Here is a 25,928-nt window from a genome sequence, read left to right as displayed (position 1 = left end):
ACCGGCCACCTGGCGCTCCGCGGACGAGGACCATCCGCCGCGCCACAGCTGTTACGGTCTTTCGTGGCGTGAGGAGGGGGCTTGGCGGTGCTGGTCGTCCATGGGGCCTGGGTCGGTGACAGGCTGGCGCTGTGGGGGGAGGATGCGGGCGGTTCCGCTGGGAGCGCCTCTCGGGCGAAGGTCCGGCCGCATCCGTTCGCGGCCCCGGCGAAGGGCATGGCGGACGGGGTGTCGCTCTGGGGAGAGATCCCGGCGGCGTCCGTGGGCAAGGCCGTCGCCGACGAGCTCGTCCTGCTGCTGCCCGGCTCCGCACGGAGCCCGCTGCCCTCCGCCGAGTCCGGGATCGAGATCGGCGCGCGGCAGCCGAGGATCGGCTCCTGGCGGGTGCCCGCCCTGCTGATCGAGCCCGGCGCGGCACTGAGCCTGCTCGACGCCGTGGACGAGATGACCCGTCTTCCGGCGGGAGCGTACGAACCCGACGAGTTCCCCGACGGAGAGGACCGGGCGCCGATCCCGGGCGCGTCCCTGCGCTACCTCGCCGTCGTCGCGGCGTACGCCCGCGACCTGATCCGCCGGGGCCGGGTGCTGCCACAGCTCGTCGCCGAGGACGCGGGCCACGCGGCCCGGTGGCGTCCCGTGCTGACCGGCCCCTACGCGACCCGCTTCGGTGAGCTGGCCGCCGCGATGCCGCCCGTCTGCCGTGCCGTCGCCGAGGAGCGCCCCTCGACCCACGTGCTGATCGAGGCCGTGGCCTGCCTGACCGACGCCGCGGTACGGCGGGCGCTCCCCGACCGCCTGCTCGGCGGGCACCGGCCGGGACCGCGCGCTCCTCTCCCGGACCGCTGGATGGTCGCCCTCACCGGTGCGGACGCCGCGCTTCCCGGGCTGACCCGGGCCTCGGCGGAGAAGCTGGCCGAGCCGCTCCGGGAATGGTTCGACTCCGCGCACCGGCTCGACGGCCCGGTCAGGGTGTGCTTCCGGCTGACCGAGCCCGAGAGCGGTCCCGAGCCCGAGCCCGCCCGCGACCTCGTCGCGGAGTACGGCGGCCGTCCGGCGCCGCCGCCCGACGGCTCCCGCTGGCGGCTGGAGTTCGCCCTCCAATCGTCGGACGACCCGAGCCTCTACCTCCCCGCACCGCTCATCTGGGCCGGCGAGACCGCCCCCGGCCTGCCGGGACGCCCCGACGAGGCGCTGCTCGCCGGGCTCGGCCGGGCGGCACGTCTTTACCCCAGGGTGGGAGACGCGCTGCGCGACCGCCGCCCCGCCGAGCTGGTCCTCGACACGGCGGGCGCGTTCGCGTTCCTCCGCCAGGCCGCCCCGCTCCTGCAGGCCGCCGGGTTCGGCGTGCAACTGCCCGCCTGGGCCGGCACCACGAGGCTCGGCCTCAAGCTCACCGCCCGCTCGCAGCCGACCGGTCCCGGCGCGGCGGCCGACCAGGGTTTCGGGCTGCGGCAGCTGGTGGACTTCCGGATGGACCTGGCGATCGGCGACGAGACGATCAGCGAGGAGGAGCTGGCCGAGCTGGCCAGGCTCAAGGTGCCGCTGGTCCGGGTGCGGGGCCGCTGGGTCGAGCTGGACGACCGGCAGCTCACCGCCGCGCTCAGAGCCGTCGAGCGGCGCCGGTCGGGTGAGATGACCGTCGGCGAGGTGATCCAGGAGGTCATCCACGGCGGCGACGACGAGTTGCCGGTCGTCACGGTGGACGCCGACGGCCTCCTCGGCGACCTGCTGTCCGGCGAGGCCGACCGCCGCCTCGTGCCGATCACGACTCCGGCCGACTTCCAGGGGGTGCTCAGGCCGTACCAGGAGCGCGGGCTGTCCTGGCTCAGCTTCATGTCCGAGATCGGGCTCGGCGGCATCCTCGCCGACGACATGGGCCTGGGAAAGACCGCGCAGACTCTCTCCCTGCTGCTCAACGAGCGCGCGACGGGTGTGCGGCCGGGGCCGACCCTGCTGGTCTGCCCGATGTCCCTGCTCAGCAACTGGCAGAAGGAGGCCGCCAGGTTCGCCCCCTCGCTGGAGGTCTACCTGCACCACGGCACCGCCCGGCTGCGCGGGGCGGAACTCGCCCTGCGGCTGGAGCGGGCGGACCTGGTCCTCACCACGTACGGCACCGCCCTGCGGGACCGTGAGACGCTGGCCGGCCTCTCCTGGGCCAGGGTCGTCTGCGACGAGGCGCAGGCCATCAAGAACAGCGCCGCCAGGCAGGCACAGGCCGTACGGGCGCTGCCGGCCAGGAGCAGGTTCGCGCTGACCGGCACGCCGGTCGAGAACCATCTGGCCGAGCTCTGGTCCCTGATGGAGTTCTGCAACCCCGGCCTGCTCGGTTCGGCCAGGGCGTTCCGGGAACGCTACCAGGAGCCGATCGAGCGGAACGGCGACGCCACCGCGACCGCCGCGCTCCGGCGTGCCACCGGGCCGTTCGTACTCCGGCGCCTCAAGACCGACAAGACCATCATCTCCGACCTGCCGGACAAGATGGAGATGAAGGTCTGGTGCACCCTCACCCCCGAGCAGGCCACCCTCTACCAGGCGGTGGTCACCGACATGATGGACAGGATCGCCGGCAGCGAGGGCATCGAGCGGCGCGGCAACGTGCTCGCGACCATGCTGAAGCTCAAGCAGGTCTGCAACCACCCGGCGCACCTGCTCAAGGACAACTCGCGGCTGTCCGGCCGGTCGGGGAAGCTGGCCCGGCTGGAGGAGTTGGCGGAGGAGATCGTCGGCGAGGGCGACAAGGCTCTGGTCTTCACCCAGTACGCCGAGTTCGGCACGCTGCTCCAGCCGTACCTCTCGGCGCATCTGGACCGCCCGGTGCTCTGGCTGCACGGCGGGCTGCCGAAGAGACAGCGGGACGCGCTGGTGGAGCGGTTCCAGGACGACGACGAGCCGATGCTCTTCCTGCTCTCGCTCAAGGCGGCGGGCACCGGGCTCAACCTGACCGCGGCCAACCATGTCATCCATGTGGACCGGTGGTGGAATCCCGCCGTGGAGAACCAGGCGACCGACCGGGCGTTCCGAATCGGCCAGACCAGGAACGTGCAGGTCAGGAAGTTCATCTGCGTCGGCACCCTGGAGGAGAGGATCGACGAGATGATCGAGCGCAAGCAGGCGCTCGCCGAGAGCGTCGTCGGCACCGGCGAGGACTGGATCACCGGCCTGTCCACCGACCGGCTGCACGAGCTGTTCCGCCTCGGGCCGGAGGCCGTCTCATGAGTGGGCGCGGCGCGTCTTCGGTACGGGTCCGCAAGGAGGCGTCATGAGCAGGAGCGGCTGGTTCGAACCGTCCGTGCCGATCCGGGTCGAGGGCGGCATCCGGGTCCGCAGCAAGCGGGGCTCGATCGGCGAGCGGTGGTGGTCGCGCCGGTTCATCGACATCCTCGAAGGCGTCTGCGACCCGGGCAGGCTCGGCCGGGGCCGCTCGTACGCCCGCTCCGGCCAGGTCCTCGACACGGAACTCGGGCCGGGGCTGGTCACGGCCCGGGTCCAGGGGTCTCGGCGCACCCCGTACCTGGTCGAGATCCGGATCACCTCCTACCGGGCGGACCAGTGGCGTGAGCTCACCGACGCGCTGGCCGCCCAGGCCCTCTACCGGGCCAGGCTGCTCGCCGGTGAGATGCCGCCGGAGATCGAGGACGCCTTCCGCGCCTGCCGCCTGCCGCTCTTCCCCGGCACCGGCGACCTGGACATGACCTGCTCGTGTCCCGACCGGGGTTCCCCCTGCAAACACCTGTCCGCCGTGCTGTACGTGCTGGCCGAGAGGTTCGACGACGACCCGTTCCTGGTGCTGGCCTGGCGGGGCATCGCCAGGGACGCCCTGCTCGACGCCCTCCGCGAGGCGGGCGGCACCGCGACCGGCTCCGGCTCCGGCGAGCGCGGCCCCGGGCTGTTCGACGTGGACGACGCGCCGTTCGCCGACCGGCTGGCCTCCTTCTACGAGCCGAGCGTCTCCGCGGCCCGGCTCCGCGACCGTACCGGTCTCCCCGCTCCTCCGCCCGACCTGCTGCTGCGCACCCTCGACCCGCCACAGGTCAAGGCCCGGCACATCCCGATCCTGGACCTCCTCCGCCCCGCCTACCGGACCTTCGCCGACAGCGACGACAGCTGACCCGGCGCCGGTCACCGGTCGCCCCGCCGCTGACGGGTGGGAGGATCCTGCGGCACTTTCCCGAGGCGGGGACGGAGGCCGGGCGCGCCCGGCCGGTGGGGCGTCGCCGATCGGCGACGGCGGTGAACCCGCCTCAACCGGTTACCGCGAAGCTCCGGAGCACGTCGGCGATCTCATCGACCTCGGTGAGCTTGCCCGAGGCGACGGCGATGACGAGGTCATAGGCCTCGTCATCGCCGGTGTCGATCGCCCTCCCGTTCCATGCCAGGAAGACGACCGTCGCCACCCACGCCACCCGCTTGTTTCCATCCACGAACGGATGATTGGCGGCCAGTGAATGAAGCAGGGCCGCGGCTTTGGCGAACAGGTCCGGATATGCCCTCTGCCCGAACATGGACGCCTGGGGTCTGTGCACGGCGGAATCGAGCAGACCCAGGTCGCGCAGTTCCGGCGTGGCTCCGATGGCCAACTCCGCGAGATCGAGAACCTGCTCCACCGTGAGACAGCGGGTCATTCGGCGAGCCGATCAAGAACGGGTTTCCATCGGCGCACCGCTTCCACGCCGAGCCGATGAACCTCCTCGTCATCGGAATGGCGCACCAGGTATTCCTCCACGGCCGCCAGCACCACCTGCTGCATGCTCCGCCCCTCTCGCTCCGCGCGTCGCCGGAGGGCTTCGGTCTGCTCGTCGGAGAGTCGCAATGTCATAGCCATGCCTCCCACCGTACGGCGAATCCGGTATCACGGCGATACCATAACCGAGAGGATAGGAGTCATTACCCAGAGTGGCAATTCGTTTTACCGGACGACGTCCGGCAAGGACCTCACCTCCCCGGTCCGGCCGGTCGGCGGGGTGGGTGATCACCGCCTGACCAGGGTTAAGCCGAGCCGCCGGAGGACCCCGTGATGACGTCGCGGTACCAGTGGTAGCTGGCCTTGGGGGTGCGGGCCTGGGTGGCGTAGTCGACGTGCACCAGGCCGAAGCGGGCGGCGTAGCCCCTGGCCCATTCGAAGTTGTCGAGCAGCGACCAGCAGAAGTAGCCGCGCACCTCCACCCCCTCGGCGATGGCGGCCCCGGTGGCGGCCAGGTGCTCGCGCAGGTAGGCGATGCGACCGGTGTCGTCGAGGTCGCCGTAGTCGCCGTAGCCGTTCTCGGTGACGAAGACCGGCGGCAGTCCGCTGAAGCGGGCGGCGAGCCCGGTGAGGGTGTCCCACAGGCCACGCGGCTCGATCCGCCAGCCGAGCCCGCTGGTCCCCGGCCCGTCCGGCATGACCGTGCGCACGCCGATGTCGTAGGCGGAGCGGAGCGCTGGATCGGGCTGGACGTACGGGGCCGCGGCCGCGTGAATCGGGTAGTAGTAGTTCACCCCGAGGAAGTCCAGCGGCGCCGAGATGAGCTCCAGATCGCCGTCACGGCGGAAGGAGAAGTCGCTGATCTCCCCGTAGACCTCGGCCATGTCCGCCGGGTAGGCGCCGCCCAGCAACGGCTCGGTGAACTGCCGGTTGACCATCAGGTCCATCCGGCGGGCCGCTGCGGCGTCCTCGGCCGACGGGCTCGCGGGCACGCCGGGCGACATGTTGAGCGTGACGCCGACCTGCTCGCCCTGCCTGGCGTTCTCCCGCAGTCGGGCGCATGCCAGGCCGTGCCCGACGAGCAGGTGGTGCGCCGAGGCCAGGGCTCCATGCCCCTCACGGGCACCGGGCGCGTGGCGGCCCTCGGCGTACCCGGTGATCGAGGAGCAGTATGGCTCGTTCAGCGTGGTCCAGTACGGCACCCCGTCCAGGGCCTCGTGCACCGTGGCGGCGTAGTCGGCGAAACGCTCGGCGGTGTCGCGCACCCGCCACCCGCCACGATCCTCCAGCGCCTGGGGCAGGTCCCAGTGGTAGAGCGTGACGAACGGCATGATGTCCCGCTCACGAAGCCCGTCGATCAGGCGGCGGTAGAAGTCGAGGCCGCGCCGCTCGACGCGGCCGCCCCCGTCGGGGAACACCCTCGGCCAGGCCACCGAGAGCCGGTAGGCGCCGACGCCGAGGCCGGCGAGGAGCTCCACGTCCTCGGGCCAGCGACGGTAGTGGTCGCAGGCGGGGTCGCCCGACTCCCCCGCCGCCACCGCCCCCGGGACACGGGAGAAGACGTCCCAGATCGACGGGCCCCGGCCGTCGGCGTCGACGGCCCCCTCGATCTGGTACGCGGAGGTGGCCACTCCCCAGACGAAACCGGCCGGGAAGGCCCCGGCTCCGGGGACGCACTCTTCGGTCGTCGTCATCCCTTGATCGCCCCTGACATGATGCCTCCGATGATCTGCCGGCCGAGGAGCGCGAACACGACCACCATGGGGATGGTCGCGATCACGGCACCGGTCAGCACTAGTGCGAAGTCGGTCGTGTAGCCGCTGGCCAGGCTGGAGAGCGCGACCTGGACCGTCGGGTTCTCCGGGGTCAGCACCACCAGTGGCCAGAAGAAGTCGTTCCAGGCCTGCATGAAGGTGAACAGCCCCAGTACCGCCGCGGCGGGCCGGGCGGCGGGCAGCACCACGTGCCAGAACAGCCGGATCGTGGTGCAGCCGTCCATCCGACCGGCCTCCAGCAGCTCGTCGGGCACCGCGCCGGAGAGGTACTGCGTCATGAAGAACACGCCGAACGCCGTCACCAGGCCGGGGACGATCACCGCCTCGATTCGCCCGGTCCAGCCCAGCTCGCCCATGAGGATGTAGAGCGGGATGATACCGAGCTGGTGCGGGACCGTCGTGGTGGCGATCGCCGCCACCAGTAGGCCGCCGCGTCCCCGGAAGCGGAGCTTGGCGAAGGCGAACCCCGCCAGAGTGGAGAAGAGGACCACCGAGACGGTGACGGTGCCCGACACCAGGAAGGAGTTGAACAGGGCCTGCCCGAAGGCCGTGGTGTCGAAGACCCTGGCGATGTTGTCGAACAGGTGGCCACCCGGCACCAGCACGGGGGGCACCTTGGCGATCGCGTCGTTGCTCTGCGAGGCCACGACGAGCGACCAGTAGACCGGGAACAGTGAGCCGAGCAGGAACGCGACGAGCGCCGCGTAGGTCCAGAACCCCGCCGAGCGCGGCGGCCTGGCACGGCGCGGTCCGGGCGGGCGCGGGACGTCCGCCCGGGGCGGGGAGGGAGAGGTGATGGTCGCCATGGGTCAGCCGCTCTTGATCCGTCGGGTGATGGAGAAGTTGACGAGCGCCATGACCACGATGATCAGGCAGAGCGTCCAGGCGACCGCCGAGGCGTAGCCGAACTCGTAGAGGCCGAAGCCCTGCTCGTAGAGGTAGAGCCCGACCGTCTGGAACTGCCGGTCGGAACCGCCCGTCGGGTTGCCGGTCCCTGCCTGGAAGAGCAGCGGCTCAGCGATGATCTGGAAACCGCCGATGGTGGAGACGACGCCGGTGAAGATGATCGTCGGCCGGAGCATCGGGATGGTGATCCGCCAGAACTGGGTCCACTGGCCGGCCCCGTCGATGGTGGCGGCCTCGTAGAGGTGGCTGGGAACCGCCTGCATGGCCGCCAGGTAGATGAGGGCGTTGTAACCGGTCCATCGCCAGATGACGATCAGCGAGATCGCGATGTGCGAGCTGAGCGTCCCGGCCTGCCAGTCGACGGGGCCGAACCCGAACAGGCCCAGCGCCCAGTTGACCGCGCCGAAGTCACGGCCGAAGAGCTGGGCGAAGATGATGGTGACCGCGACGATCGAGGTGACGTTGGGCAACAGCACGCCCATCCGGAAGAACGTCCTGGCGCGCAGGCTGCGGTTGAGCATGTGCGCGACGACCAGGGCCACCAGCAACTGCGGGATCGTCGACAGCAGCCAGATGCTGACCGTGTTGAACAGCGCGTTCCAGAAATACCCGTCCTGGATCAGCGCGACGTAGTTCTCCGCCCCCACCCACTGCCTGGTCGACTCCAGCAGGTTCCAGTCCGTCATCGAGACGTAGGCGGTGTAGAGCAGCGGGAAGGCACCGAACACGCCGAACAGCAGGAAGAACGGCGCGATGTAGAGGTACGGCGAGCTCTTGACATCGAGCGTGTGGGCGAAGCGGCGCCATGGCCGCCCGGCGACGGGGGAAGGTCGTGGCCGCGGGGCGGCGGAGGTCATCGGGGTCTCGTTCCAGTCTCGGGGACTCGGGGGTCTCGTCACGGGCGGGGAGAGCCGCTGTGGGGGAAGGCGTGCACCCCGGGAGGGGGACGCCGGCGAGCCCTGACCGCCCACCGGCGTCCCGGCTCATTTGCTGATGCGCTCGACGTCGGTGAGCATCTGCTGCCAGGCCTGGTCGCCGTTCTGCTTGCCCTCCTCGACGCGGTTGATCGCGTCCCGGATGGCGGTCTGGATGTCACCGGCGCGCGGGCCCTGGTACTGCGGCTTGAGGTTGAGCGCCGCGGTAGTGAAGATCTTGCCGATCGGGGCGTCGTTGAAGAACTCGTGCTTCAGCCCGGTGACCTCGGGCTTCTGGTAGGTCTCCACCGTGGACGGCAGGATGCCGTGCTTGCCGAACACCTTGATCTGCTGCTCGGGCGCGGTGAGCCAGGCGATCAGCTCGACGGCCTCCTTGACGTGCTTGCCCTGGGCCGGGACGGTCAGGTAGGAGCCGCCCCAGTTCCCGCCGCCGCCGGGAATCGCGGCCACGTCCCACTTGCCGGCGAACTCCTTGGCCTGGTCCTGGATCTTGGCGAGCATCCAGGCGGGGCAGCCGACCGTGGCGAACTGGCTCTTGGCGAATCCGGTGTTCCACGCCGGGGAGCTGCCGACCAGCTTGGCCGACTCGCCGTCGGCCACGGCCCGCAGCACCTGGTCGTAGGCTTTGCGCACCTCGGGATTGCTCGCGACCACGACGTTGTCGGAGGTGTCGTAGTAGCCGACGGCGGCCTGGCCGACGATCGCGTTGAAGACCTGCGCGGCCCCGTCGAAGAACGCGGCGCCCTCCGGTTTGGTCGCGGTGTACTTCTTGCCCGCCTCGAAGTACGAGGCCCAGTCGGGCCAGAGCCTGGAGACCTCGTCGCGGTCGGTGGGCAGGCCGGCCTTCTCGAACAGATCGCGGCGATAGCACATGGCCAGGCCGCCGACGTCGGTGCCGTAGCCGATCTGCGCACCGGTCTTGGCGACGGACGCCTCCCACTTCCAGGGCAGCCAGCGGGCTTTGAGCTGCTCGGCGCCGTGCCGGTTGAGGTCGACGAAGTGCTGGGGTTGCCCGCGGAACCGGGCGATGAAGCCGGTGTCGATCCCCTCGACGTCGGCGGCGCCCTGCCCGGTGGCCAGGTGCGCGGCGAGGTTGCGATGGTGGTCGTTGTAGGCGGAGGTACGCTCAACGATCTTGATGTTCGGGTGGGCGGCCTCGTATTCGGTGTAGAGCTCCTTGAAGCCCATGTTGCCGAAGAGGTTGAGGGTCAGTGTGATCTTCTCGTCGCCCGAGGCGGCGGTGGAGGGGTCACCTTGCTGGGAAGCGCAGCCGGCGGCGAGCACTCCGGCGACCGCGATCGCCGCGATGACGCGCGACTTTTCCGATAACACAGGGAATCCTTCTTCCTGACAGAAGCGGGGGAAGGTCCCAGAGATACGAGGCGTGCGTGACCGCGGGCAACGAGCGGTGACCAGATTTCACATAATGTGGAACCTCTATGTCAAGTCACGGAAACATAACTCGAAATGATTTCCGGCGACGACCTGGACATCGGAAACGATCCGGGAATCACACCCCCGAGAAGGGGTTGACGAGATCGGGATCGAGGGCTACCTTCCCCTGTAACCGGTTACATGAAACCGGTTACAGAGGTGCGATACCGTACGATCGTGGCAACGATCAGAGACCTGGCCCGCCAGTGCGGCGTGTCGGTGGCGACAGTCTCCCGCGTGTTCAACAACCCCGAGGTGGTGACCCAGGAAACCCGTGACAACGTGCTGCGCGTCGCCGCGCGCATCGGCTACCTGCCGAACGAGTCCGCGCGGACCCTCGCCACGAAGAAGTCGTACATGGTCGGCCTCATCTGGGACACCGACCACCGGCGCCCCGGCTGGCGCCATCCCTTTTTCCAGGAAATCCTCATCGGCCTGAAAACCGCGCTGAGCGCGCGGGGATATCACCTTCTGATGCTCGCCACGAGCGACGAGGAGGACGGCCATCTCCGTGCCGCGAGAAGACACAATCTCGACGGCGTGGTGTTCATCGACAACGGCACCCGAGACCCCGCCCTCATCCGGCTCGCGGAGTCCGACGTGCCCTGTATCTCACTGGACCGCCCGGCCGCCGGCCCCCGGACGACGTACGTCATCTCCGACAACGCGGGGGGCGCGCGCCTCGCGGTGAACCACCTGCACGAGCAGGGCAGGCGGGCCATCGCGACGATCACCGGCCCCGGCCGCACCCGGCCCGGCGCCGAGCGGCTCACCGGATACCGTGACGCGCTCGCCGCACTCGGCCTGCCCGCGCGCGAGGAGTACGTCGTCGAGGGCGACTTCTACCTGACGGGAGGGCACTCGGCGATGCGGCGCCTGCTCGCGCTCGACGAGCGCCCCGACGCCGTCTTCGCCGCCGGCGACGAGATGGCGATCGGCGCCATCCGCGCCATCACCGAGGCCGGGCTCAAAGTCCCCGAGGACATCGCGGTGGTCGGCTTCGACGACATCGAACCAGCGGCGCTGCTCCAGCCCGGTCTGACCACCGTCGCCCAGGACAAGGCCGGGTTCGGCGTGGCCGCCGCCACCGCGCTGATCTCCATGATCAACGCCCCCGCCGCCGTATCGCCCGCCCCCAGTGTGCTGCCCACCACCCTGGTCGTCCGGGGCACGACGGCCCCGCGCCCGTGACTCCGGGCACCCGGGTGGGGTTACGAATGGGGTCATCTATGCATAGTTGATTATGGGGTGATACGTCTATTTCCTGTGACCCGACGATTCCACGAGCTCGACGCGCTCCGCGGCTTCGCGGTGTGCGGGATCATGCTGGTCAACACCTGGCAGCACACCCGCGACCACCTGAGGAACCCGGGCCAGAACGCGGTCGACTGGGTGATCGACAACCTGCTGCAGAGCAGGTTCTACCCGATCTTCTCCTTCCTGTTCGGGCTGAGCTTCGTCCTCTTCCTCCGCTCGGCGGCCGAGCGGACCGAGAGCCCCCGGGCCGTGCTGCTGCGCAGGCTGGCGGTGCTCGCGGCCCTGGGCGCGCTCCACCAGATCGTCAACCCCGGCGAGGTGCTCCTGCCGTACGCGATCTTCGGGGCGCTGGTCCTGCTGCCCGCCTCGTTCTTCCCGCAGCCCGCGGTGGTGCTGCTGGGCGTCGCCCTCACCGCCTGGGCGGTACACCAGGGCGGCGGGGTGATCCTCATCCCCGGGCTGTTCGTACTGGGCATGGCCATGATGGAGCGACCGCCGCCCGAGTGGCTGCTGCCGTTCGCGTTCGCGGCGAGCGTGGTGCTGGGCGTGGCGCTCACCTGGCTCTGGGTACGCATCGCGGGCGATCCCGTCCTCTTCAACCGGGCCGTCTACCCGGCCGCCGGGCTCGCCGCCGCCACGGCCTACTGCACCGGGCTGCTGCTTCTGCTGCGGACCCGGCTGCGTGACCCGCTGCTGGCGGCCCTGGCGCCGCTCGGCCGGATGGCGCTGACCAACTACCTGATGAGCACACCGGTCATCCTGCTCTTCCTGCCACTGCTCACCTCCGATGCGACCCGGCTGGCCGGTGTGGCGCTCTCGGTCGCCGTCCTGACGCTTCAGGTGCTGTTCAGCCGGGCGTGGCTGGCCAGATTCAGGTACGGACCGCTGGAATGGGCGTGGCGGAGCCTCACGTGGATGGAACGAGTGCCGAACCGACGGATAGGGTCACACCCGTGACGCGCATCGCCCTCTGCCAGATCCCGGTCTCGGAAGACCCCGCCGCCAACCTCGACCGTGCCCGCACGGCCCTCGGCGAGGCCGCCGCGGGCGGCGCCGAGCTGGCGATCCTTCCGGAGGCCACGCTCACCCGGTACGGCAGGAGAATCACCGACCTCGCCCAGCCGCTGGACGGACCGTTCGTCACCGGGCTGGCCGAAGCCGCACGGGAGCACGGTCTTTCGGTGATCGCGGGGGTGTTCGAGCCCGGTGATCACCGGGTCCACAACACCGCGGTCGCCATCGGCCCCACCGGCTCGATCGAGGCGGCCTACCGGAAGATCCACCTCTTCGACTCCTTCGGCGCCCGCGAGTCCGAGCTGGTCGCGCCGGGCGACACGCCGGTCGTGGTGGAGCTGGCCGGGCTCCGGGTGGGCCTGGTCACCTGCTACGACATCCGTTTCCCCGAACTGACCCGGGCCCTGGTGGACGCCGGGGCCGAGGTGTTCGCGGTGATCGCCGCGTGGGGTTCCGGGCCGATGAAGGAGGAGCACTGGACCACCCTCGTCAGGGCCCGGGCGATCGAGAACACCACCTGGGTCGCGGCCGTGGGCCAGGCGCCGAATCCGGAGGCCCGCGACGACTTCGGGATCGGACGGAGCATGCTGGTCGATCCAATGGGGGTGGTACGTACCGATATGGGCCCCGGACCCGGCGTACAGATATGCGAATTCGACTCCCAGATCACGATTGCCACCCGGAATGCCCTGCCGTGCCTGGAACACCGGCGACTCCGGGCCGGTGGATCGTAAAATGCCGACCGTGAGTGATCCACCTGGGCGTAGAACGCAGATGCAGAAGGTCATACCGCCTCGGCTGCTCGTGCCCTATCTGGCCGGCAGACGCACCGTGATCTCCGGGTACGTGTACCGGGTTCAGGACTGCGCGCGGCTGACCACCCCCGCTCAGCTCTTCGCCGGTCTCGACCTGGGGTTCGACGGCTCGGAACTGACCGCCACCGTCCCGGAGATCTATCTGATGCGCTGGTACGCCCGCGACATGGACGCCTACGTCGTGCCATACGGCCCGCACATGGGTGGTGACTGGAACGATTCACCGCCCTTCGCCGGGAACGGCTTCACCACCTCGCGGGATCACGTCGTGCCGCAGTTCCACACCACGCCCATGCCGATCCCCGCCGGGGCCGAGATCATCCACGTGACCGACGGCGAGGAGCGCCTCTTCGGCCGCTACGACGGCCTGAGCTGGCGGCCCGCCTCATGAGCGCCGAGATCGAGCCGGTCGCCTCGGGGTTCGCCGCCCACTACTCCGGCCGGACGTACGCCGCCGCCCTCGGCCCGGGTGCCACCGAGGTGGTGCTGTTCAACGAGCAGGCCCAGAAGGGCTTCGAGGCGGCCTCCGGCTACTGGCGGCTGGTCGTCGCGCGCGAGGACCTCGACTGGCTGGTACTGGTCCGCACCGTCGGGGCGTTCGGCGGCGAGCCCTGCCTGGTCCTCGACGTCTCCGAGGAGAACGGCGAGGAGAGCCTGCACATCGCCTACACCGGGCACAGCGGGGTGAAGGCCGAGGCCCTGGGCTACTGGATGGTCGACCACGGGGCGTACGAGGTGGTCGTCCCCCGCGACGAGGTCTTCTCCGTACGGATCGAGCGCCTGCCGGTCTCGCTCACCCCGGCGATCTCGGAGCCGTGACCTCCCCGCGTGCCTGACGCCCGCCTGAGGGCTCCCAGGTGACTGTCAGGCCCGGAGACCCGCCGCCGCCCGCTCAGCCCACGCCGAGCCGGCGGTAGCGGGAGAGCCTGGCTGCGAGGCGGTCCGCGGGAGGCTGCCCCAGCAGGGTCGCGATCTCGTACTCCAGTGCCCGCGAGACCCGGCGGCAGAACGCCTCCGGCTCGTAGGCGGCGTCGGGGAACTCCGGGATGATCCGGTCGACGAGGCCGTCCCGGCGCAGGTCCGTGGATCTCACCCCCTGGGCCTCGGCGATCTCCGGGGCGAAGTCGACACTCCGGTACAGCAGCGCCGATGCCCCCTCCGGGGAGAGCGGCGACAGCCAGCCGTGCTGGGCGCAGAGCACCCGGTCGGCGGGGAGCAGCGCGAGGGCGGCGCCGCCCGCGCCCTCCCCCAGCAGCAGGCAGACGGTCGGGGCGTCGAGCATCACCAGGTCGGCCACGGAGTGGGCGATCTCGGCTGCCAGGCCGCCCTCCTCCGCCGCCCTGGAGAGCGCGGCCCCGGCGGTGTCGATCACGGTGACCAGCGGCAACCCCAGCTCGGAGGCCAGGCGCATCCCCCTCCTGGCGACCCGGAGCCCGGCCGGGCCGAGCGGGGCGTCGATCCGCTGGCCCCGCCGGTCCTGGCCGAGCACGACCGCGGGGACCTCGCCGAACCTGGCCAGGGCGAGGATCAGCCCGGGGTCGTGCTCGCCCACACCGGTGCCGTTGAGCGGGGTGGCCTCGGCGGCTCCGAGTTTGAGCAGCGCCCGCACACCGGGGCGGTCGTCGCGGCGGGAGCGGCTGATCGCGTCCCACGCCTGGACCACCGGGATCCACTCGTCCGGCTCGGGGCCCGGATCCAACCCCTCACGGGGGGCGCACAGCACGGCGAGCACCCGCGTGGCGACCCGCCGGGCGTCCTCGGCCGACACCACGGCGTCGACCAGACCGTGGGCGAAGAGGTTCTCGGCGACCTGGACACCCTCGGGAAACGGGTAGCCGTGCAGCGCCTCGAACACCCTCGGCCCCAGAAACCCGATCAGCGCGCCCGGCTCGGCCGCGGTGACGTGCCCCAGCGAGCCCCAGGAGGCGAAGACCCCACCGGTGGTGGGATGGCGCAGGTAGACGACGTACGGCAGGCCCGCGGCGCGGTGCGCGGCCACGGCGGCGGTGACCTTCACCATCTGGACGAAGGCCACCGCGCCCTCCTGCATCCGGGTGCCGCCCGAGGCGGGGGCCGCCAGCAGCGGGAGCCGCTCGGCGGTGGCCCGCTCGATCGCGGCGGTGAGCCGTTCGGCGGCGGCCACCCCGATCGAGCCGGCCAGGAAGGAGAACTCGCACGCGACGATCGCCACCCGGCGCCCGTCGAGCAGGCCCTCCCCGGAGACCACCGCCTCGTCGTATCCCGTCCTGGCCCGGATCGCGGCCAGTTCCTCGGCGTACCCCGAGCCGGGCAGGGAGGGATCGGCGGGCGGCTCGTCCCACGAGAGCCAGGTCCCGGGGTCCAAGAAGGTGTCGATCAGGGTCCGCGCGTCGGGTCGCGCCTGGCTCATATCCGCGCTCCGTGAGGGATCCGCCTGCCTGTCAACGCTCACGCTCCCTCAGCCAGGCGAGGACCTCGTCGTTGTGCTCGCCGAGGGCGGGCGGGGCGGTATGGCGCATGGGAAGGTCGCCGTCGAAGCGGAGCGGCGGCCCCGGCAGCTCGATGGTGCCGAGCACGGGGTGGTCGACCTCGACGACCAGCCCCTGGGAACGGGTCTGCTCCCAGGCGTAGACCTCGTCGATGGACCTGATCGCCCCGGCGGGCACCCCGGCCTCGCCGAGCGCGGTCAGCCAGTGCGCCCTGTCGTGCTTGGTGAGCCTCCGCTCCATGTCCGCGATCAGCTCATCCCGATGCGCAAATCTTTCCCTGTTCGTGGCATATTTCGCGATATCTGGATCTATCTCCAGCAGGGCGGCGACCTTGTGCCACTGCGCGTCGTTCGCCACCGCGATCTGGATCATCCCGTCGGCGCAGTGGAAGGCCCCGTACGGGGCGATGGAGGCGTGGTGGTTACCGTTGGCGACGGGCACCTGGCCGCCGACGGTCCAGGCCGTGCCGTGGTAGGAGTGCACCCCGGTCACCGCGGCCAGCAGCGAGGTCCGCACGACCTTGCCCCGCCCGGTCCGCTCCCGCTCGTACAGCGCGGCCAGCACGCCGTAGGCGCCGTGGATGCCGCCGAGCAGGTCCGCGATCGAGGCGCCCACCCGGTACGGCTCGTCGGCCGACGGGCCGGTCAGGCTCATCAGCCCGGCCTCGCCCTGCGCGATCTGGTCGTACCCCGGCCTGCCGCCCTCCGGGCCGTCATGGCCGAAGCCGGTGATCGACAGGATGACCAGGCGGGGGTTGAGCTCGTGCAGCCGCTCGACGGGGAAGCCCAGCCGGTCCAGCACGCCGGTGCGGAAGTTCTCCACCAGCACGTCGCTCTGCCGCACCAGGCGCTCGATCAGCGCCTTGCCCTCGGCGGACTTGAGATCGAGGGCGATCGACTGCTTGTTCCGGTTGGCCGCCAGGAAATACGTTGAAATATCACCTTCAGGACCCACGAAGGGCGGGCCCCAGCCCCGGGACTCGTCACCTCCCCCGGGATGCTCCACCTTGATCACCCGGGCACCCAGATCGCCGAGCATCTGCGTGGCGTGCGGACCCGCGAGCGCACGAGAGAGATCGAGAACGACGATGTCGCCGAGTGCTCCCTGCAAGATCAACCTCCGATGCGTGGCGGCCGGACCCGGCCGGAGGAGCGCTTCCCCCGTTCCCGGCCCGCTTGCCGTGAGACTGGCACGATACCCGGACGAGGGAATCCCATGATCTCCCATACCGCCGTCCGGCGAGACGATCGGGGTGAGGTTATGAGGAAAACGCCGGGCCGGAACGGAGCGCTACCGTGTCCGCGTCCCCCGCAGGTGGCCCACCTCGTTGAAGATCTCGGACCTGGACCCGCGCCACACCGAGACCGAGGCGTTGCCGACCGGTGCGAACGCCTCGACGGAGGCGATCGGGATGCCCTCGATCACGTGCTTGAGCATCAGCACGACGGAGTCGTGCGCGACGATGAGAACCCGGCGCCCGGCATGCCCGGCACGCAGTTCCTCATGCACCTCACGTACCCGGTCGGCGACATCCTGGAAGCTTTCCCCCTCCGGCGGCCGGAAACCGCCGTACAGACGAGCCACCAGGTTCTCCGATTCACCGGGAAACCTCTCCCTGAGCGCGATCGGGTTCATCCCCGACCAACGCCCCATGTCACAGTCCCCGAGTCTCGGCTCCAACCGGACCTCGGGGGCGGCGCCCAGCTCGGCCGCGGCCAGCTCCCAGGTCTGCACCGCCCTACGGTACGGCGAGCACAGGACGAGGTCGGGCGGATCCCCGACCGCCAGACGCCGCCCCAGCCCGGTGGCCTGCTCCCTGCCCAGCGGGGTCAACGAGACGTCCCGGTCCCGGCCTTCCAGGACGACCGCCCTCTCGGTGCGGAGAGCCTCCTCGAAGGCCACGTTGGACTCGCTCTGACCATGCCGCACCGCAGTGATCACCAAGGTCATGCCTACAGGAAAACGCCTTCTCCTCCCCTGCGCAAGACCGGCTGATCCGGCGAACCGGCCGCCCGGCCCACAGGCCGCGGCGACGGCCCGCCGGAGCCGGAACATTCGAGAACCCACCGCGCCCCGTCCCCGGGCGAAGGTCGGCTCCGAAGAACCCCGCGATGCCCGGCGGCGAACGAGCGGACATGAGACGAGCCGGGGCCCGCACCCCGAAAGGTGCGGGCCCCGGCCCTCGCCGTGCTGGTGCTACGTCAGACCGGAACGATGTTCTCGGCCTGCGGGCCCTTCTGGCCCTGCGTGACGTCGAAGGAGACCTTCTGGCCCTCCTGCAGCTCACGGTAGCCCTGGGTGGCGATGTTGGAGTAGTGAGCGAAGACGTCGGCGCCGCCGCCGTCCTGCTCGATGAAGCCGAAGCCCTTTTCCGAGTTGAACCACTTCACGGTTCCCGTAGCCATGACTTTCTCCTTTGATAGGGGGCAGAGCCGGAATCCGCACCGCGCGGATCCCGCGTCGCCGCGATGAGCCCATCCGGAGATGACCGGGAAAACAAAAATGCACCTGAAGGTCATCCGTCAGGTGCACACAGAGTTTCATGGGTACCACAACCGCAACTGCTTCCAGATTAGCACCTCCACGGCCCGGCACACCCACTCCTCACCCCCTCTGCTCCGGCGGGCCGCCGGAGCAGGGGGAAGGCGATCACCGGTACGGGCCGGCCATGATCCTCAGGCCGCCGTAGCGGCTCCCGGTCGACCCGATACGGACCGTGAGGCGAGGCCGAGGGGTGACCGCCGGAGGTGACAGCCCGGCCTCGCCTCTGCCGGGGCTCCCGATGCGGGCGGTACCCGAGGAGGACACCCGCTCGGCTACACGAGATCCACCTCCGCGTACGTCAGGCCACCGGACAGGGACGGGAAGCCGGGGCCCCGGTCGAAGAAGGGCGCGTCGGCGACCAGGGCGCGGAGTTCCGCGCGGCGGATCCCGGTGGCCTCGGTGTCCACCTGAGGGTCGTCCTGCGAGCCGGACAGGATGACCCCGTAGTCGTCGCGGGCGCCGTCCGGCGAGACCTTGCCGTCGCGGACGTCGGCGGCCACCAGGGCGGGGTCGCGGTCCAGCGGAGAACCCCAGCCGCCACCACCGGTGGTGCGGACCCGGATGATCTCGCCGGCGCGGACCGGCGAGTCGTCCACCAGGCCCTCCATCTCCCTCCCGTCGATCTCCACGACGAAGGGTTTCCCGGCCCGGCCGCCGTTCACCCCCCAGCACGACAGGATCGAGCGGTCGGCGATGGACATGAACGAGGCGTCGCGGAGCATCCGCAGGTGCTTGTCGTAGCCGAGACCGCCCCGGTAGAGGCCGGGGCCACCGGAGTCGCGGGCCAGGCCGAGCCGCTCGACCCGGAAGGGCCAGCGGGACTCGGCGAACTCGACCGGGATGTTGCGCGAGTCGGGCACCACGTGGATGGTGTCCTCCCCGTCCGCGTACCACCGGCCGCCCGAGCCGCCGCCGAGGACCTCGCGCATCAGGTACGGGGTGCCGTCCAGGCCGTCGCCGTAGACGCCGGTGTAGCGGATGGTCTCCTGGTCGGCGGGCATCCGGCCGCCGGTCGCCTTGGCCAGCACCCCGGCCAGCACCCCCAGCAGACGCAGGATCACGAAGGTACGGGCGTTGGTGGGGGCCGGGAAGATGGGGGTGAGCAGGGTGCCCTTCTGGGGGAATCGCATCTCGATGAGGGGCACGACGCCCTCGTTGACGTCCAGTTCGGCCATCCGCTCGGGGGTGTCGGCCAGGTTGCGCAGGATCGGCGCCAGCCACTTCTTCAGGAAGACCCCGTCGGCGTAGTCGCCCGCGTGGTTGATCGGCCCCTTGGCCTGCGGTGAGGTGCCGGTGAAGTCGATCACCAGCGGCACCGGCGCGGAGTGGTCGACGGTGAGGGTCATCCGCTGGGTGTGCAGGCGGGGGGAGTCCACACCGTCGTGCTCGGCGTAGTCCTCCCACACATGGGTGCCCTCGGGAATCTTGGCCAGCAGTTCCCTGCGGAACGTCTCGGTGGTGTTGGAGATGATCGCGTCGAAGCACGCCTCGACCGCCTCGCGCCCGTACCGGTCGAACAGCTCGCCCAGCCGCCGCGCGCCCATCAGGCAGGCCGAGCACTCGGCGTCCAGGTCTCCGGCCAGCGAGTCGGGCATCCGCGAGTTGCGGGTCATGATGGTGAGTGCCGCCCGGTTGGGCACGCCCTCGTCCCAGAGCTTGATCGGCGGGACCATCAGCCCCTCCTCGAACACGCTGCGCGCGTTGCTCGGCATCGAGCCGGGCACGCCCCCGCCGATGTCGTCGTGGTGGCCGAACGCCTGCACGAAGGCGACGACCTCCCCGCCGTGGAAGACCGGGACCGTCACGCACAGGTCGGGCAGGTGCCCGATGCCCCCCTCGGACAGGTAGACGTCGTTGTGGAAGAACACGTCGCCGGGCTTCATCTCGGCGATCGGGAAGTCCCTGACGATCGGCTGGACCAGCGCCGAGTAGGACCTGCCGGTCAGCTTGCGCAGCCGTACGTCGTGGATGCCCGCGCGGAAGTCGTGCGCGTCGCGGATCATGGGCGAGCGGGCGGTGCGCGCGATGGCCGTCTCGACCTCCATCTCCACGGACGCGAGCGTCCCCTCGACGATCTCCACCAGCACCGGGTCGGCGGCGCTCGTCGATTCAGCCGTTGTCCGCCGCACGGCGCACCTCCAGGTTTCCGAACTCGTCCATGGTCGCGGTGAAGCCGGGGTGGACCGGCAACGTGGAGCCGTACTCCTCGATGACCGCGGGACCGCTGATCTCCGCTCCGGCCGCCAGGTCGGCGCGGCGGTGGATCGGGGTACTGCCCCAATCGTCGTAACAGACCTCGCGGAAGGTGACCGGCTCGGGCCGGCTCGTACCGTGCGGCCGGCGTCCGATGGCGGGGCGGGTGATCGGGCCGATGCCGGAGACCCGGAGGTTGACCCACTCGACGCCGTGCCGGGGGTCGTCGCGGTAGCCGTACCCGTAGAGCTTGTGGTGCTCGGTGTGGAAGCGGTCCAGCACCTCGGCCTGCCACGCCTCGTCCAGCGGTCCGGCCGGGGCCGTCACCCTGACCTCGTAGGCCTGGCCGAAGTAGCGCAGGTCGGCGCTGCGCGCGTAGACGTGCGCCTCTGCCGCGAAGCCCTCGCGGTCCAGGGCGGAGGCCGCCTGTCCCTCCAGCTCACCGAAGATCTCCGAGGCGGCCGCGAGCGAGAGGTCGCGGGTGACGAAGGTGCGCACGTAGTCGTTCTTGACGTCCACGGTGAGCAGCCCGAACGCCGAGACGTTGCCCGGGTCGGGCGGGACGATCACCGAGGGCAGGCCGAGGATGTCGATGAGCCGGCAGACCAGCAGCGGTCCTGAGCCGCCGAAGGCGACCATGGGGAAGTCGCGCACGTCCAGGCCACGCTTGACGGTGATCTGGCGGATGGCGTTCGACTGGTTGAAGGCGCTGATCTCCAGGATGCCCGCCGCGGTCCGTTCGGGAGTCAGTCCGATCTTGCCCGCGAGCGCCTCGATCCCCTGCCGGGCGGCGTCGGCGTCGAGCGGGATCTCCCCGCCGAGCAGGTGTGCCGGAACCCGGCCGAGGAAGACGTGCGCGTCGGTGACGGTGACCTCGGTGCCGCCCCGGCCGTAGCAGAGCGGTCCCGGGTCGGCCCCCGCGGACTTGGGCCCGACCTTCAGCGTGCCCTCCGGCGAGATCCACGCGACGGAGCCGCCGCCCGCGCCGACGGTCACGATGTCGATCATCGGGATCTTGCAGGGGTAGCGGCCGATGCTGCCCTCGGTGGTCAGCGACGGCTCCCCGTCGACGACCACCGCGACGTCGGTCGAGGTGCCGCCGCCGTCCAGGGTGATCACCGAGGGGTGCCCGGCGGTGGCGGCGATCAGTGCGGCGCCGAGCGCGCCCGCGGCCGGTCCGGAGAGCACCGTGGTGATCGGCTGGTGCACCACCTCGGCCGCGGAGAGTACGCCGCCGTTGCTCTTCATGACGGAGAACGGCAGTCCCTCGCCCGTACCCGCGGCGCTCGTCTCCAGACGCTGGGCCAGGTTGGCGATATAGCGGCGCATCGTCGGTTTGACCGCGGCGTCGACCAGCGTGGTGACCGAGCGCTCGTACTCGCGGTACTCGCGCAGCACGTCGCACGAGATCGAGACGACGGCATCCGGGTGCTCCCGTTCCAGGACCTCCCGCATGCGCACCTCGTGGGCGGGATTGGCGTACGAGTGCAGGAAGCAGACGCCGATCGCGGTGATGCCGCGATCACGGAACCACCGGGCCACCTCGACGGCCTGCTCCTCGTCGAACGGCCGCACCTCGGCCCCGGTGTGGTCCAGGCGCCCGCCGACGGTCCTGACCCGGTGCACCGGGACGATGCGGGGCGGCTTCACCCAGAAGTAGGAGTTGCCGTAGCCGTCGGGCACGCTCTGACGGGCGATCTCCAGGATGAACTCGAAGCCCTCGGTGGTGACGAAACCCAGGTCGGCGATCCGGTCCTCAAGGAGCTGGTTGGTGGCGACCGTGGTGCCGTGCACCACCGCCGACACGGCTTCCAGGGTCACCTCCTCGGCCCCGGCCGCCTTTCTGAGGACCTTCCGTACCCCCTCCATGAACCCGTCGGCGGGGTTGGCGGGGGTGGAGGGAGTCTTGGTCGTGGTGATCTCACCGGTCTGCTCGTCCACCGCGACCACGTCTGTGAACGTGCCCCCGGTGTCGACCCCGATACGGACGCTGCGCATGCCCCCGTGTCTACCCAGTCCCGGCGAATCCGCAAATCGGCGGACCCTGCCGAAGCTACGGCCGATCCTTGGGCAGTGTTGGCGGGAGCGGAGGGGCGGGTACCGGCGGACGGCCGTGGCCGCAGGGGCCGGACCCGGCCGCGGAGACGCGAAAGGCCGGCCCTGCCGGAGGGTGTCCGAAGGCCGGCCCGCCGCGGATCCGCGGTGCCCGTCCTAGCGGCGCCGGGGACCCATGGTGGTGTTGATCACCGAGTCGGCGTCATGCGCGTGGACCTTGGCGGCGAGGCGGATGGCGATCTCGTTCGTACGGCGCAGCTCTGCCTCGACCCTGTCCTTGCCGGACTGGCCGATCTGCACGCCGAAGTAGGCGCCGATGATCGCGCCCGAGACGCCGACGAGCCCGGCGAACGGCGCGGTCGTGTCGCCCCCGCGAAGCGTGATCACCGCGAAGCCGATCAGGATGACCACGAGCCCCACGATGACGACGTAGAACCCGTACCGCCAGCGAGCCGCCTCGGCCTGGGCGGCGACGGCCTCGTCCTCGCTCATCATCGCCGCGAGCGCCACCGGTATCTCCGCGGTCTCCGCGGAGGGGCCGGAGGTCAGGGTGGCCGGGGTCTTGCCGAGGGGTGGAGCGGTCTTGTTGGTGGTCGTCACTGGTTCTCCCACTTTCCGATATGCCAAAGGGAATCTCCCACGCTTTTCACGGTCAAGCCAAGTCAAGCCCAGTCAGGCTATGTCAGCCAGGGACCACCCACTTCTACCAGCACATCTTCCCTCCAAACCCCTCGCTCGCAGACCGCCACCTCTCAGGCGGACACCCAAGGATGGACCGTTACAAAACATGAAAATCACGATCTGCGTTCGGAACGCGGAAACCATGATCGGATGCGGTAGAAGACTTTCATCACCTCCCCCTCTCTCCCGAGGTATCCGTGACAAAGCTCTTCCGGCTTCTCGTGGCCCCGCTGTTCGCCGCCCTCCTCCTCACCGCCTTCTCGACCCCTGCCCGCGCCGACACCGACCCTCTGCTCGCCGCCCAGTGGCAGATCGCCTGGGACACCCACAGGTTCTACGAGTGCCTGGCCGCCCCCCTGCCGACAACGGGAAGGAAGCAGGTCAGGCGTGACGTCTCCATCGAGATCAACGCCCCGGTGGAGCACGTGTTCGACGCCTACTCCGATATCGACAACCATCTGGGCATGCACTCGTTCCTGAAGCGGGTCGTCACGCACGCGGATTGGCACGAACCAGGAACGCGCTACGTCAACTTCACCGCGGTCGAGGAGATCCCGGTCGCCGGGCTGCCGGTCACCAGCGACACGCACGCGCAGCAGCGCGTCCACCGCGACGACCTCTACTACGAGACCGACACCTGGACGCTGCCGAACGTCGTCACACATCAGAAGATCGTCTTCACCGACCTGGGCGACGGGCGGACGCGGGTCACCGAACACCTCACCTTCGAGGCGAGCATCCTGCTCATCGACTTCACCGTGACCAACGGCGTCTCCTCCCACCAGGCGACGCAGGCGGGCCTGAAGGCGGCGATCGAGAGCGGCCTGCTCTGACCCGCCGCCCGACGGGGCTCTCCCGCCGGGCGAGCCCCGTCGCCCCCCGGTACCGCGGGGGTCGCACGGCCAACGAAAGCGACAAACCGGTCACCAGGGGTGGAGATCGCCGACCACGTCAGAAGTACTAGGCTGGCGCCCCGTGACCGAAACGTCTGCCCTCTCCGCCGTTCCCACCGTCTCCCGGGACGGAGTGCTGCGCTTCTACTTCGGCCCGATGGACTGCGGCAAGTCCACACTGGCCCTGCAGATGAACTATAACCACGGCCGCCAGGGCAGGCGCGGCCTGGTGCTCACCAAACACGACCGCTCGGGCAGCGCGCAGGTCACCAGCCGGATCGGCCTGGGCAGCGAGGCCGTCGAGGTCGACGACGACCTGGATCTGGTGGCCCTGGTCCGCGCGCACCAGCCCATCGACTACGTCATCTGCGACGAGGCGTGCTTCTACACGGTCGCCCAGATCGAGCAGCTCGCCGACCTGACCGACGACTACGGCATCGACGTCTACGCCTTCGGCCTGGCATCGGACTTCCGCTCGCGGATGTTCCCCGCCGCCCAGCGACTCTTCGAGCTGGCCGACGAGATCAACCGCCTCCAGGTCGAGGTGCTGTGCTGGTGCGGGCGCCCCGGGCGCCTGAACGCCCGGGTGGTCGGCGGCAACATGACCCGTACCGGCGAGCAGGTGGTCATCGGCGACACCGGCGCCGCTCCGATCCGCTACCAGGTCCTGTGCCGCCGCCACCACCGCTCCGGCGAGCTCGGCTGACCTCCCGCGCGGGCCCGGCACCGTCAGACGGCACCGTCAGACGGCACCGTCGGACGGCGCGGTCAGACGGCGCAGTAACCCTCGTCGTCGCAGGCGTCCCCGCCGGACTGGGCGGCCTTGACCGCCCTGGCGGCCGGTGACCGCCCGGTGCGCTCGGCGACCTCTTCCAGGGCGGCGAGCAGGGTGTCCTCGGGCTGGGCGCCGGAGACGGCGAACTGGCCCTCGAACAGGAAGAGCGGCACCGAACTGACGCCGATGGCACGGGCCCGGGCCAGTTCCTCCCGCACCGCCGCCACGCCGTCCGCACCGTCGAGGTCGGCCCGTACGCCGAGCTCGCCGGCCAGCCTGGCGAGCACCTCGCGCGAGCCGACGTCGAGACCGTCGGTGAAGTGGGCCCGGAAGAGCGCGTACAGCGCCTCCTCTCCCTTGCCCTGCTCTCCGGCGAGCCGGATGAGGCGGTGCGCGTCGAAGGTGTTGGCCTGGATCGCGTGGTCGAAGTCCAGCACCAGCCCGTCCTCCGCGGCGACCCCGCCCACTCTCCCGAACATCTGCGCGGCCCGCTCGGCCCCGCCGAACTTCTTCGCGGCCCAGGTGAGCGTGAGCTCGCCGTTGGACTTCGCGTCCGGCATGAGCTGGAACGGCCTGAACTCGACCTCCACCTCCCCGCCCTTGGCCCGGTAGCGCTCGACGGCGCGGGCGAAGCGGGCATGGCCGATGTAGCACCAGGGACAGACGATGTCTGAGTAGATTTCAACCTTCACGTACCGCTGCAACCGGTGCGGAGGGCCGCTCATTCCGCGATGTCGCCCGCGGCGCCCGGTGAGGCGGAACCGGTCAGTACGGCAGCCGCCTGCCCGCCGGAGTCCGCAGGTCCAGGGTGAGCCGAGCAGCGGAACGCGACCGCTTGCGGAGGTGGATCCGGCGCGTCGTCACCCGACCTTCTCGGGCCGCCGGTCGCCGGTCGGCCGCCACGCCATGGGCGCCGGGACCGGGACGGAAAAGAGCCGCCGGGGCGCCGTCCCCCGGCGAGGGGACTCCTCGGCGGCCACGGGGGAGGCTGGAGCGGCGAACGCTCTCATGCCGCCCCAACGCAGTGGCTGTGGTGGGCGGGAATGCCGCGATGGGCGGGAATGCTACGTCCGTCGGGCATAAGCTCCCCGGTGTCCTCGAAGACCACCACGCCGTTGCAGAGCAGCCCCCACCCCTGCTCCGGGTGAGAGACCACGAGACGCGCCGCCTCATGGTCAAAAGCGTCCGCGGACGGACAGGGGGGTATGTGCTGGCACACGATCTTGCTCCGATCTTGATTGGCTGAGGGAAGGACTCCCCGCTCGGAGGGAGACGGCGCGGACGACCTTCCCGGCCGGCCGCGCACCGGCTTCACGGAATTTCGTGCGTTCCAACGCGACCAGGTTCCGGTGGGTGGCCCCACCGGCGTCGCCGCGTCCATCTGTCCGATGACCCGCCCATGACGCGGGATCTCCTACCGGCGTTCCCTGAGCAAACAAGGTGTTAATTTGTCATCTTTTTGGTGTTAATTAATCTTTGTCTACACCCGGGCTCGTCGGCCG

General features: G+C 70.4%; 24 protein-coding genes. 9 read left to right on the top strand and 15 right to left on the bottom strand.

The window, feature by feature from the left end; all coding sequences use genetic code 11:
• The first annotated feature begins 87 nt into the window (after positions 1–87).
• Both AB0K21_RS24315 and AB0K21_RS24310 read left to right on the top strand, forming a co-directional pair.
• Positions 88–3,216 (top strand): DEAD/DEAH box helicase, encoded by a 3,129-nt coding sequence (locus AB0K21_RS24315; RefSeq protein WP_364153380.1) that lies wholly within the window; start codon positions 88–90, stop codon positions 3,214–3,216.
• Positions 3,217–3,259: 43 nt separating this feature from the next.
• Positions 3,260–4,108, top strand: a complete 849-nt coding sequence (locus AB0K21_RS24310; protein ID WP_343967281.1) for an SWIM zinc finger family protein — start codon at positions 3,260–3,262, stop codon at positions 4,106–4,108.
• 133 nt (positions 4,109–4,241) lie between these two features.
• Here AB0K21_RS24310 and AB0K21_RS24305 read toward each other — a convergent pair whose 3' ends face one another.
• From AB0K21_RS24305 to AB0K21_RS24280, 6 genes are all read right to left on the bottom strand, one after another.
• On the bottom strand, positions 4,242–4,622 hold the full coding sequence (locus AB0K21_RS24305; protein WP_343967284.1) for a type II toxin-antitoxin system death-on-curing family toxin: 381 nt from the start codon (positions 4,620–4,622) through the stop codon (positions 4,242–4,244).
• Positions 4,619–4,816: a ribbon-helix-helix protein, CopG family gene (locus tag AB0K21_RS24300; RefSeq protein WP_350952663.1), complete on the bottom strand. Its 198-nt coding sequence runs from the start codon at positions 4,814–4,816 to the stop codon at positions 4,619–4,621. The genes AB0K21_RS24305 and AB0K21_RS24300 overlap by 4 nt, the downstream gene beginning before the upstream one ends.
• Before the next feature lie 170 nt (positions 4,817–4,986).
• Positions 4,987–6,375, bottom strand: a complete 1,389-nt coding sequence (locus AB0K21_RS24295; RefSeq protein ID WP_343967288.1) for a GH1 family beta-glucosidase — start codon at positions 6,373–6,375, stop codon at positions 4,987–4,989.
• Entirely contained in the window at positions 6,372–7,262 is an 891-nt protein-coding gene (locus AB0K21_RS24290; RefSeq protein WP_343967290.1) for a carbohydrate ABC transporter permease, read from the bottom strand. The genes AB0K21_RS24295 and AB0K21_RS24290 overlap by 4 nt, the downstream gene beginning before the upstream one ends.
• A gap of 3 nt (positions 7,263–7,265) precedes the next feature.
• Positions 7,266–8,219, bottom strand: a complete 954-nt coding sequence (locus AB0K21_RS24285; protein WP_343967292.1) for a sugar ABC transporter permease — start codon at positions 8,217–8,219, stop codon at positions 7,266–7,268.
• A gap of 126 nt (positions 8,220–8,345) precedes the next feature.
• Entirely contained in the window at positions 8,346–9,629 is a 1,284-nt protein-coding gene (locus tag AB0K21_RS24280) for an ABC transporter substrate-binding protein (RefSeq protein WP_343967294.1), read from the bottom strand.
• 279 nt (positions 9,630–9,908) lie between these two features.
• Here AB0K21_RS24280 and AB0K21_RS24275 point away from each other — a divergent pair, with 279 nt between their 5' ends.
• The 5 genes from AB0K21_RS24275 (at position 9,909) to AB0K21_RS24255 (ending at position 13,636) form a co-directional block, all read left to right on the top strand.
• The gene (locus tag AB0K21_RS24275) at positions 9,909–10,922 is read left to right on the top strand and encodes a LacI family DNA-binding transcriptional regulator (protein ID WP_364153345.1); all 1,014 of its coding nucleotides are present in this window, start codon (positions 9,909–9,911) and stop codon (positions 10,920–10,922) included.
• A 75-nt stretch (positions 10,923–10,997) separates the two neighbouring features.
• Entirely contained in the window at positions 10,998–11,945 is a 948-nt protein-coding gene (locus tag AB0K21_RS24270; RefSeq protein WP_343967298.1) for a DUF418 domain-containing protein, read from the top strand.
• The gene (locus AB0K21_RS24265) at positions 11,942–12,736 is read left to right on the top strand and encodes a carbon-nitrogen hydrolase family protein (RefSeq protein ID WP_364153342.1); all 795 of its coding nucleotides are present in this window, start codon (positions 11,942–11,944) and stop codon (positions 12,734–12,736) included. Before AB0K21_RS24270 ends, AB0K21_RS24265 begins: the two co-directional genes overlap by 4 nt.
• Before the next feature lie 10 nt (positions 12,737–12,746).
• Complete coding sequence (locus tag AB0K21_RS24260) at positions 12,747–13,208, top strand: hypothetical protein (protein ID WP_245651881.1); 462 nt, start codon at positions 12,747–12,749, stop codon at positions 13,206–13,208.
• The gene (locus AB0K21_RS24255) at positions 13,205–13,636 is read left to right on the top strand and encodes a hypothetical protein (protein ID WP_343967304.1); all 432 of its coding nucleotides are present in this window, start codon (positions 13,205–13,207) and stop codon (positions 13,634–13,636) included. Before AB0K21_RS24260 ends, AB0K21_RS24255 begins: the two co-directional genes overlap by 4 nt.
• Before the next feature lie 73 nt (positions 13,637–13,709).
• Here AB0K21_RS24255 and AB0K21_RS24250 read toward each other — a convergent pair whose 3' ends face one another.
• The 7 genes from AB0K21_RS24250 to AB0K21_RS24220 all read right to left on the bottom strand — a co-directional run bounded on the left by AB0K21_RS24250 (position 13,710) and on the right by AB0K21_RS24220 (position 22,677).
• Positions 13,710–15,206: a carboxyl transferase domain-containing protein gene (locus AB0K21_RS24250; protein WP_343967306.1), complete on the bottom strand. Its 1,497-nt coding sequence runs from the start codon at positions 15,204–15,206 to the stop codon at positions 13,710–13,712.
• Between the two features lie 31 nt (positions 15,207–15,237).
• Entirely contained in the window at positions 15,238–16,395 is a 1,158-nt protein-coding gene (locus AB0K21_RS24245) for a CoA transferase (RefSeq protein WP_364153377.1), read from the bottom strand.
• Between the two features lie 180 nt (positions 16,396–16,575).
• Complete coding sequence (locus tag AB0K21_RS24240) at positions 16,576–17,235, bottom strand: histidine phosphatase family protein (RefSeq protein WP_343967310.1); 660 nt, start codon at positions 17,233–17,235, stop codon at positions 16,576–16,578.
• A 251-nt stretch (positions 17,236–17,486) separates the two neighbouring features.
• The gene (locus AB0K21_RS24235) at positions 17,487–17,690 is read right to left on the bottom strand and encodes a cold-shock protein (protein ID WP_343967313.1); all 204 of its coding nucleotides are present in this window, start codon (positions 17,688–17,690) and stop codon (positions 17,487–17,489) included.
• Positions 17,691–18,101: 411 nt separating this feature from the next.
• Positions 18,102–19,958 (bottom strand): hydantoinase B/oxoprolinase family protein, encoded by a 1,857-nt coding sequence (locus AB0K21_RS24230; protein WP_364153335.1) that lies wholly within the window; start codon positions 19,956–19,958, stop codon positions 18,102–18,104.
• Positions 19,939–22,020 carry a hydantoinase/oxoprolinase family protein gene (locus AB0K21_RS24225; RefSeq protein ID WP_343967317.1) on the bottom strand — a complete coding sequence of 694 codons (2,082 nt, stop codon included), beginning with the start codon at positions 22,018–22,020 and terminating at the stop codon, positions 19,939–19,941. The genes AB0K21_RS24230 and AB0K21_RS24225 overlap by 20 nt, the downstream gene beginning before the upstream one ends.
• A gap of 213 nt (positions 22,021–22,233) precedes the next feature.
• A complete protein-coding gene (locus AB0K21_RS24220; RefSeq protein ID WP_343967319.1) occupies positions 22,234–22,677 on the bottom strand; it encodes a hypothetical protein in 444 nt (147 codons plus the stop codon).
• A 278-nt stretch (positions 22,678–22,955) separates the two neighbouring features.
• On the opposite strand from AB0K21_RS24220, the gene AB0K21_RS24215 reads away from it, so the two are divergent.
• Both AB0K21_RS24215 and AB0K21_RS24210 read left to right on the top strand, forming a co-directional pair.
• On the top strand, positions 22,956–23,591 hold the full coding sequence (locus tag AB0K21_RS24215) for an SRPBCC family protein (RefSeq protein ID WP_364153331.1): 636 nt from the start codon (positions 22,956–22,958) through the stop codon (positions 23,589–23,591).
• Positions 23,592–23,733: 142 nt separating this feature from the next.
• Positions 23,734–24,357, top strand: coding sequence for a thymidine kinase (locus tag AB0K21_RS24210; protein WP_343967323.1), 624 nt, complete (start codon positions 23,734–23,736; stop codon positions 24,355–24,357).
• Positions 24,358–24,419: 62 nt separating this feature from the next.
• Here the strand turns inward: AB0K21_RS24210 and AB0K21_RS24205 are convergent, their stop codons facing one another.
• The gene (locus tag AB0K21_RS24205) at positions 24,420–25,151 is read right to left on the bottom strand and encodes a DsbA family oxidoreductase (RefSeq protein ID WP_343967325.1); all 732 of its coding nucleotides are present in this window, start codon (positions 25,149–25,151) and stop codon (positions 24,420–24,422) included.
• 281 nt (positions 25,152–25,432) lie between these two features.
• Positions 25,433–25,645, bottom strand: coding sequence for a DUF5999 family protein (locus AB0K21_RS24200; RefSeq protein WP_343967327.1), 213 nt, complete (start codon positions 25,643–25,645; stop codon positions 25,433–25,435).
• Positions 25,646–25,928 lie beyond the last annotated feature (283 nt).

The sequence above is a fragment of the Streptosporangium sp. NPDC049248 genome, from assembly GCF_040678965.1.
Lineage (GTDB): Bacteria > Actinomycetota > Actinomycetes > Streptosporangiales > Streptosporangiaceae > Streptosporangium > Streptosporangium fukuiense.
Note: the sequence above shows the minus strand (reverse complement) of the source record. Positions and strands in the feature narration are given on the sequence as shown.

Bases quoted from the DNA above. Each gene is read 5' to 3' on its own strand.
- AB0K21_RS24240 (WP_343967310.1), bottom strand. From the start codon at position 17,235: ATGACCTTGGTGATCACTGCGGTGCGGCATGGTCAGAGCGAGTCCAAC.
- AB0K21_RS24225 (WP_343967317.1), bottom strand. From the start codon at position 22,020: ATGCGCAGCGTCCGTATCGGGGTCGACACCGGGGGCACGTTCACAGAC.
- AB0K21_RS24305 (WP_343967284.1), bottom strand. From the start codon at position 4,622: ATGACCCGCTGTCTCACGGTGGAGCAGGTTCTCGATCTCGCGGAGTTG.
- AB0K21_RS24255 (WP_343967304.1), top strand. From the start codon at position 13,205: ATGAGCGCCGAGATCGAGCCGGTCGCCTCGGGGTTCGCCGCCCACTAC.
- AB0K21_RS24285 (WP_343967292.1), bottom strand. From the start codon at position 8,219: ATGACCTCCGCCGCCCCGCGGCCACGACCTTCCCCCGTCGCCGGGCGG.
- AB0K21_RS24205 (WP_343967325.1), bottom strand. From the start codon at position 25,151: ATGAGCGGCCCTCCGCACCGGTTGCAGCGGTACGTGAAGGTTGAAATC.
- AB0K21_RS24235 (WP_343967313.1), bottom strand. From the start codon at position 17,690: ATGGCTACGGGAACCGTGAAGTGGTTCAACTCGGAAAAGGGCTTCGGC.
- AB0K21_RS24250 (WP_343967306.1), bottom strand. From the start codon at position 15,206: ATGAGCCAGGCGCGACCCGACGCGCGGACCCTGATCGACACCTTCTTG.
- AB0K21_RS24310 (WP_343967281.1), top strand. From the start codon at position 3,260: ATGAGCAGGAGCGGCTGGTTCGAACCGTCCGTGCCGATCCGGGTCGAG.
- AB0K21_RS24300 (WP_350952663.1), bottom strand. From the start codon at position 4,816: ATGACATTGCGACTCTCCGACGAGCAGACCGAAGCCCTCCGGCGACGC.
- AB0K21_RS24290 (WP_343967290.1), bottom strand. From the start codon at position 7,262: ATGGCGACCATCACCTCTCCCTCCCCGCCCCGGGCGGACGTCCCGCGC.
- AB0K21_RS24295 (WP_343967288.1), bottom strand. From the start codon at position 6,375: ATGACGACGACCGAAGAGTGCGTCCCCGGAGCCGGGGCCTTCCCGGCC.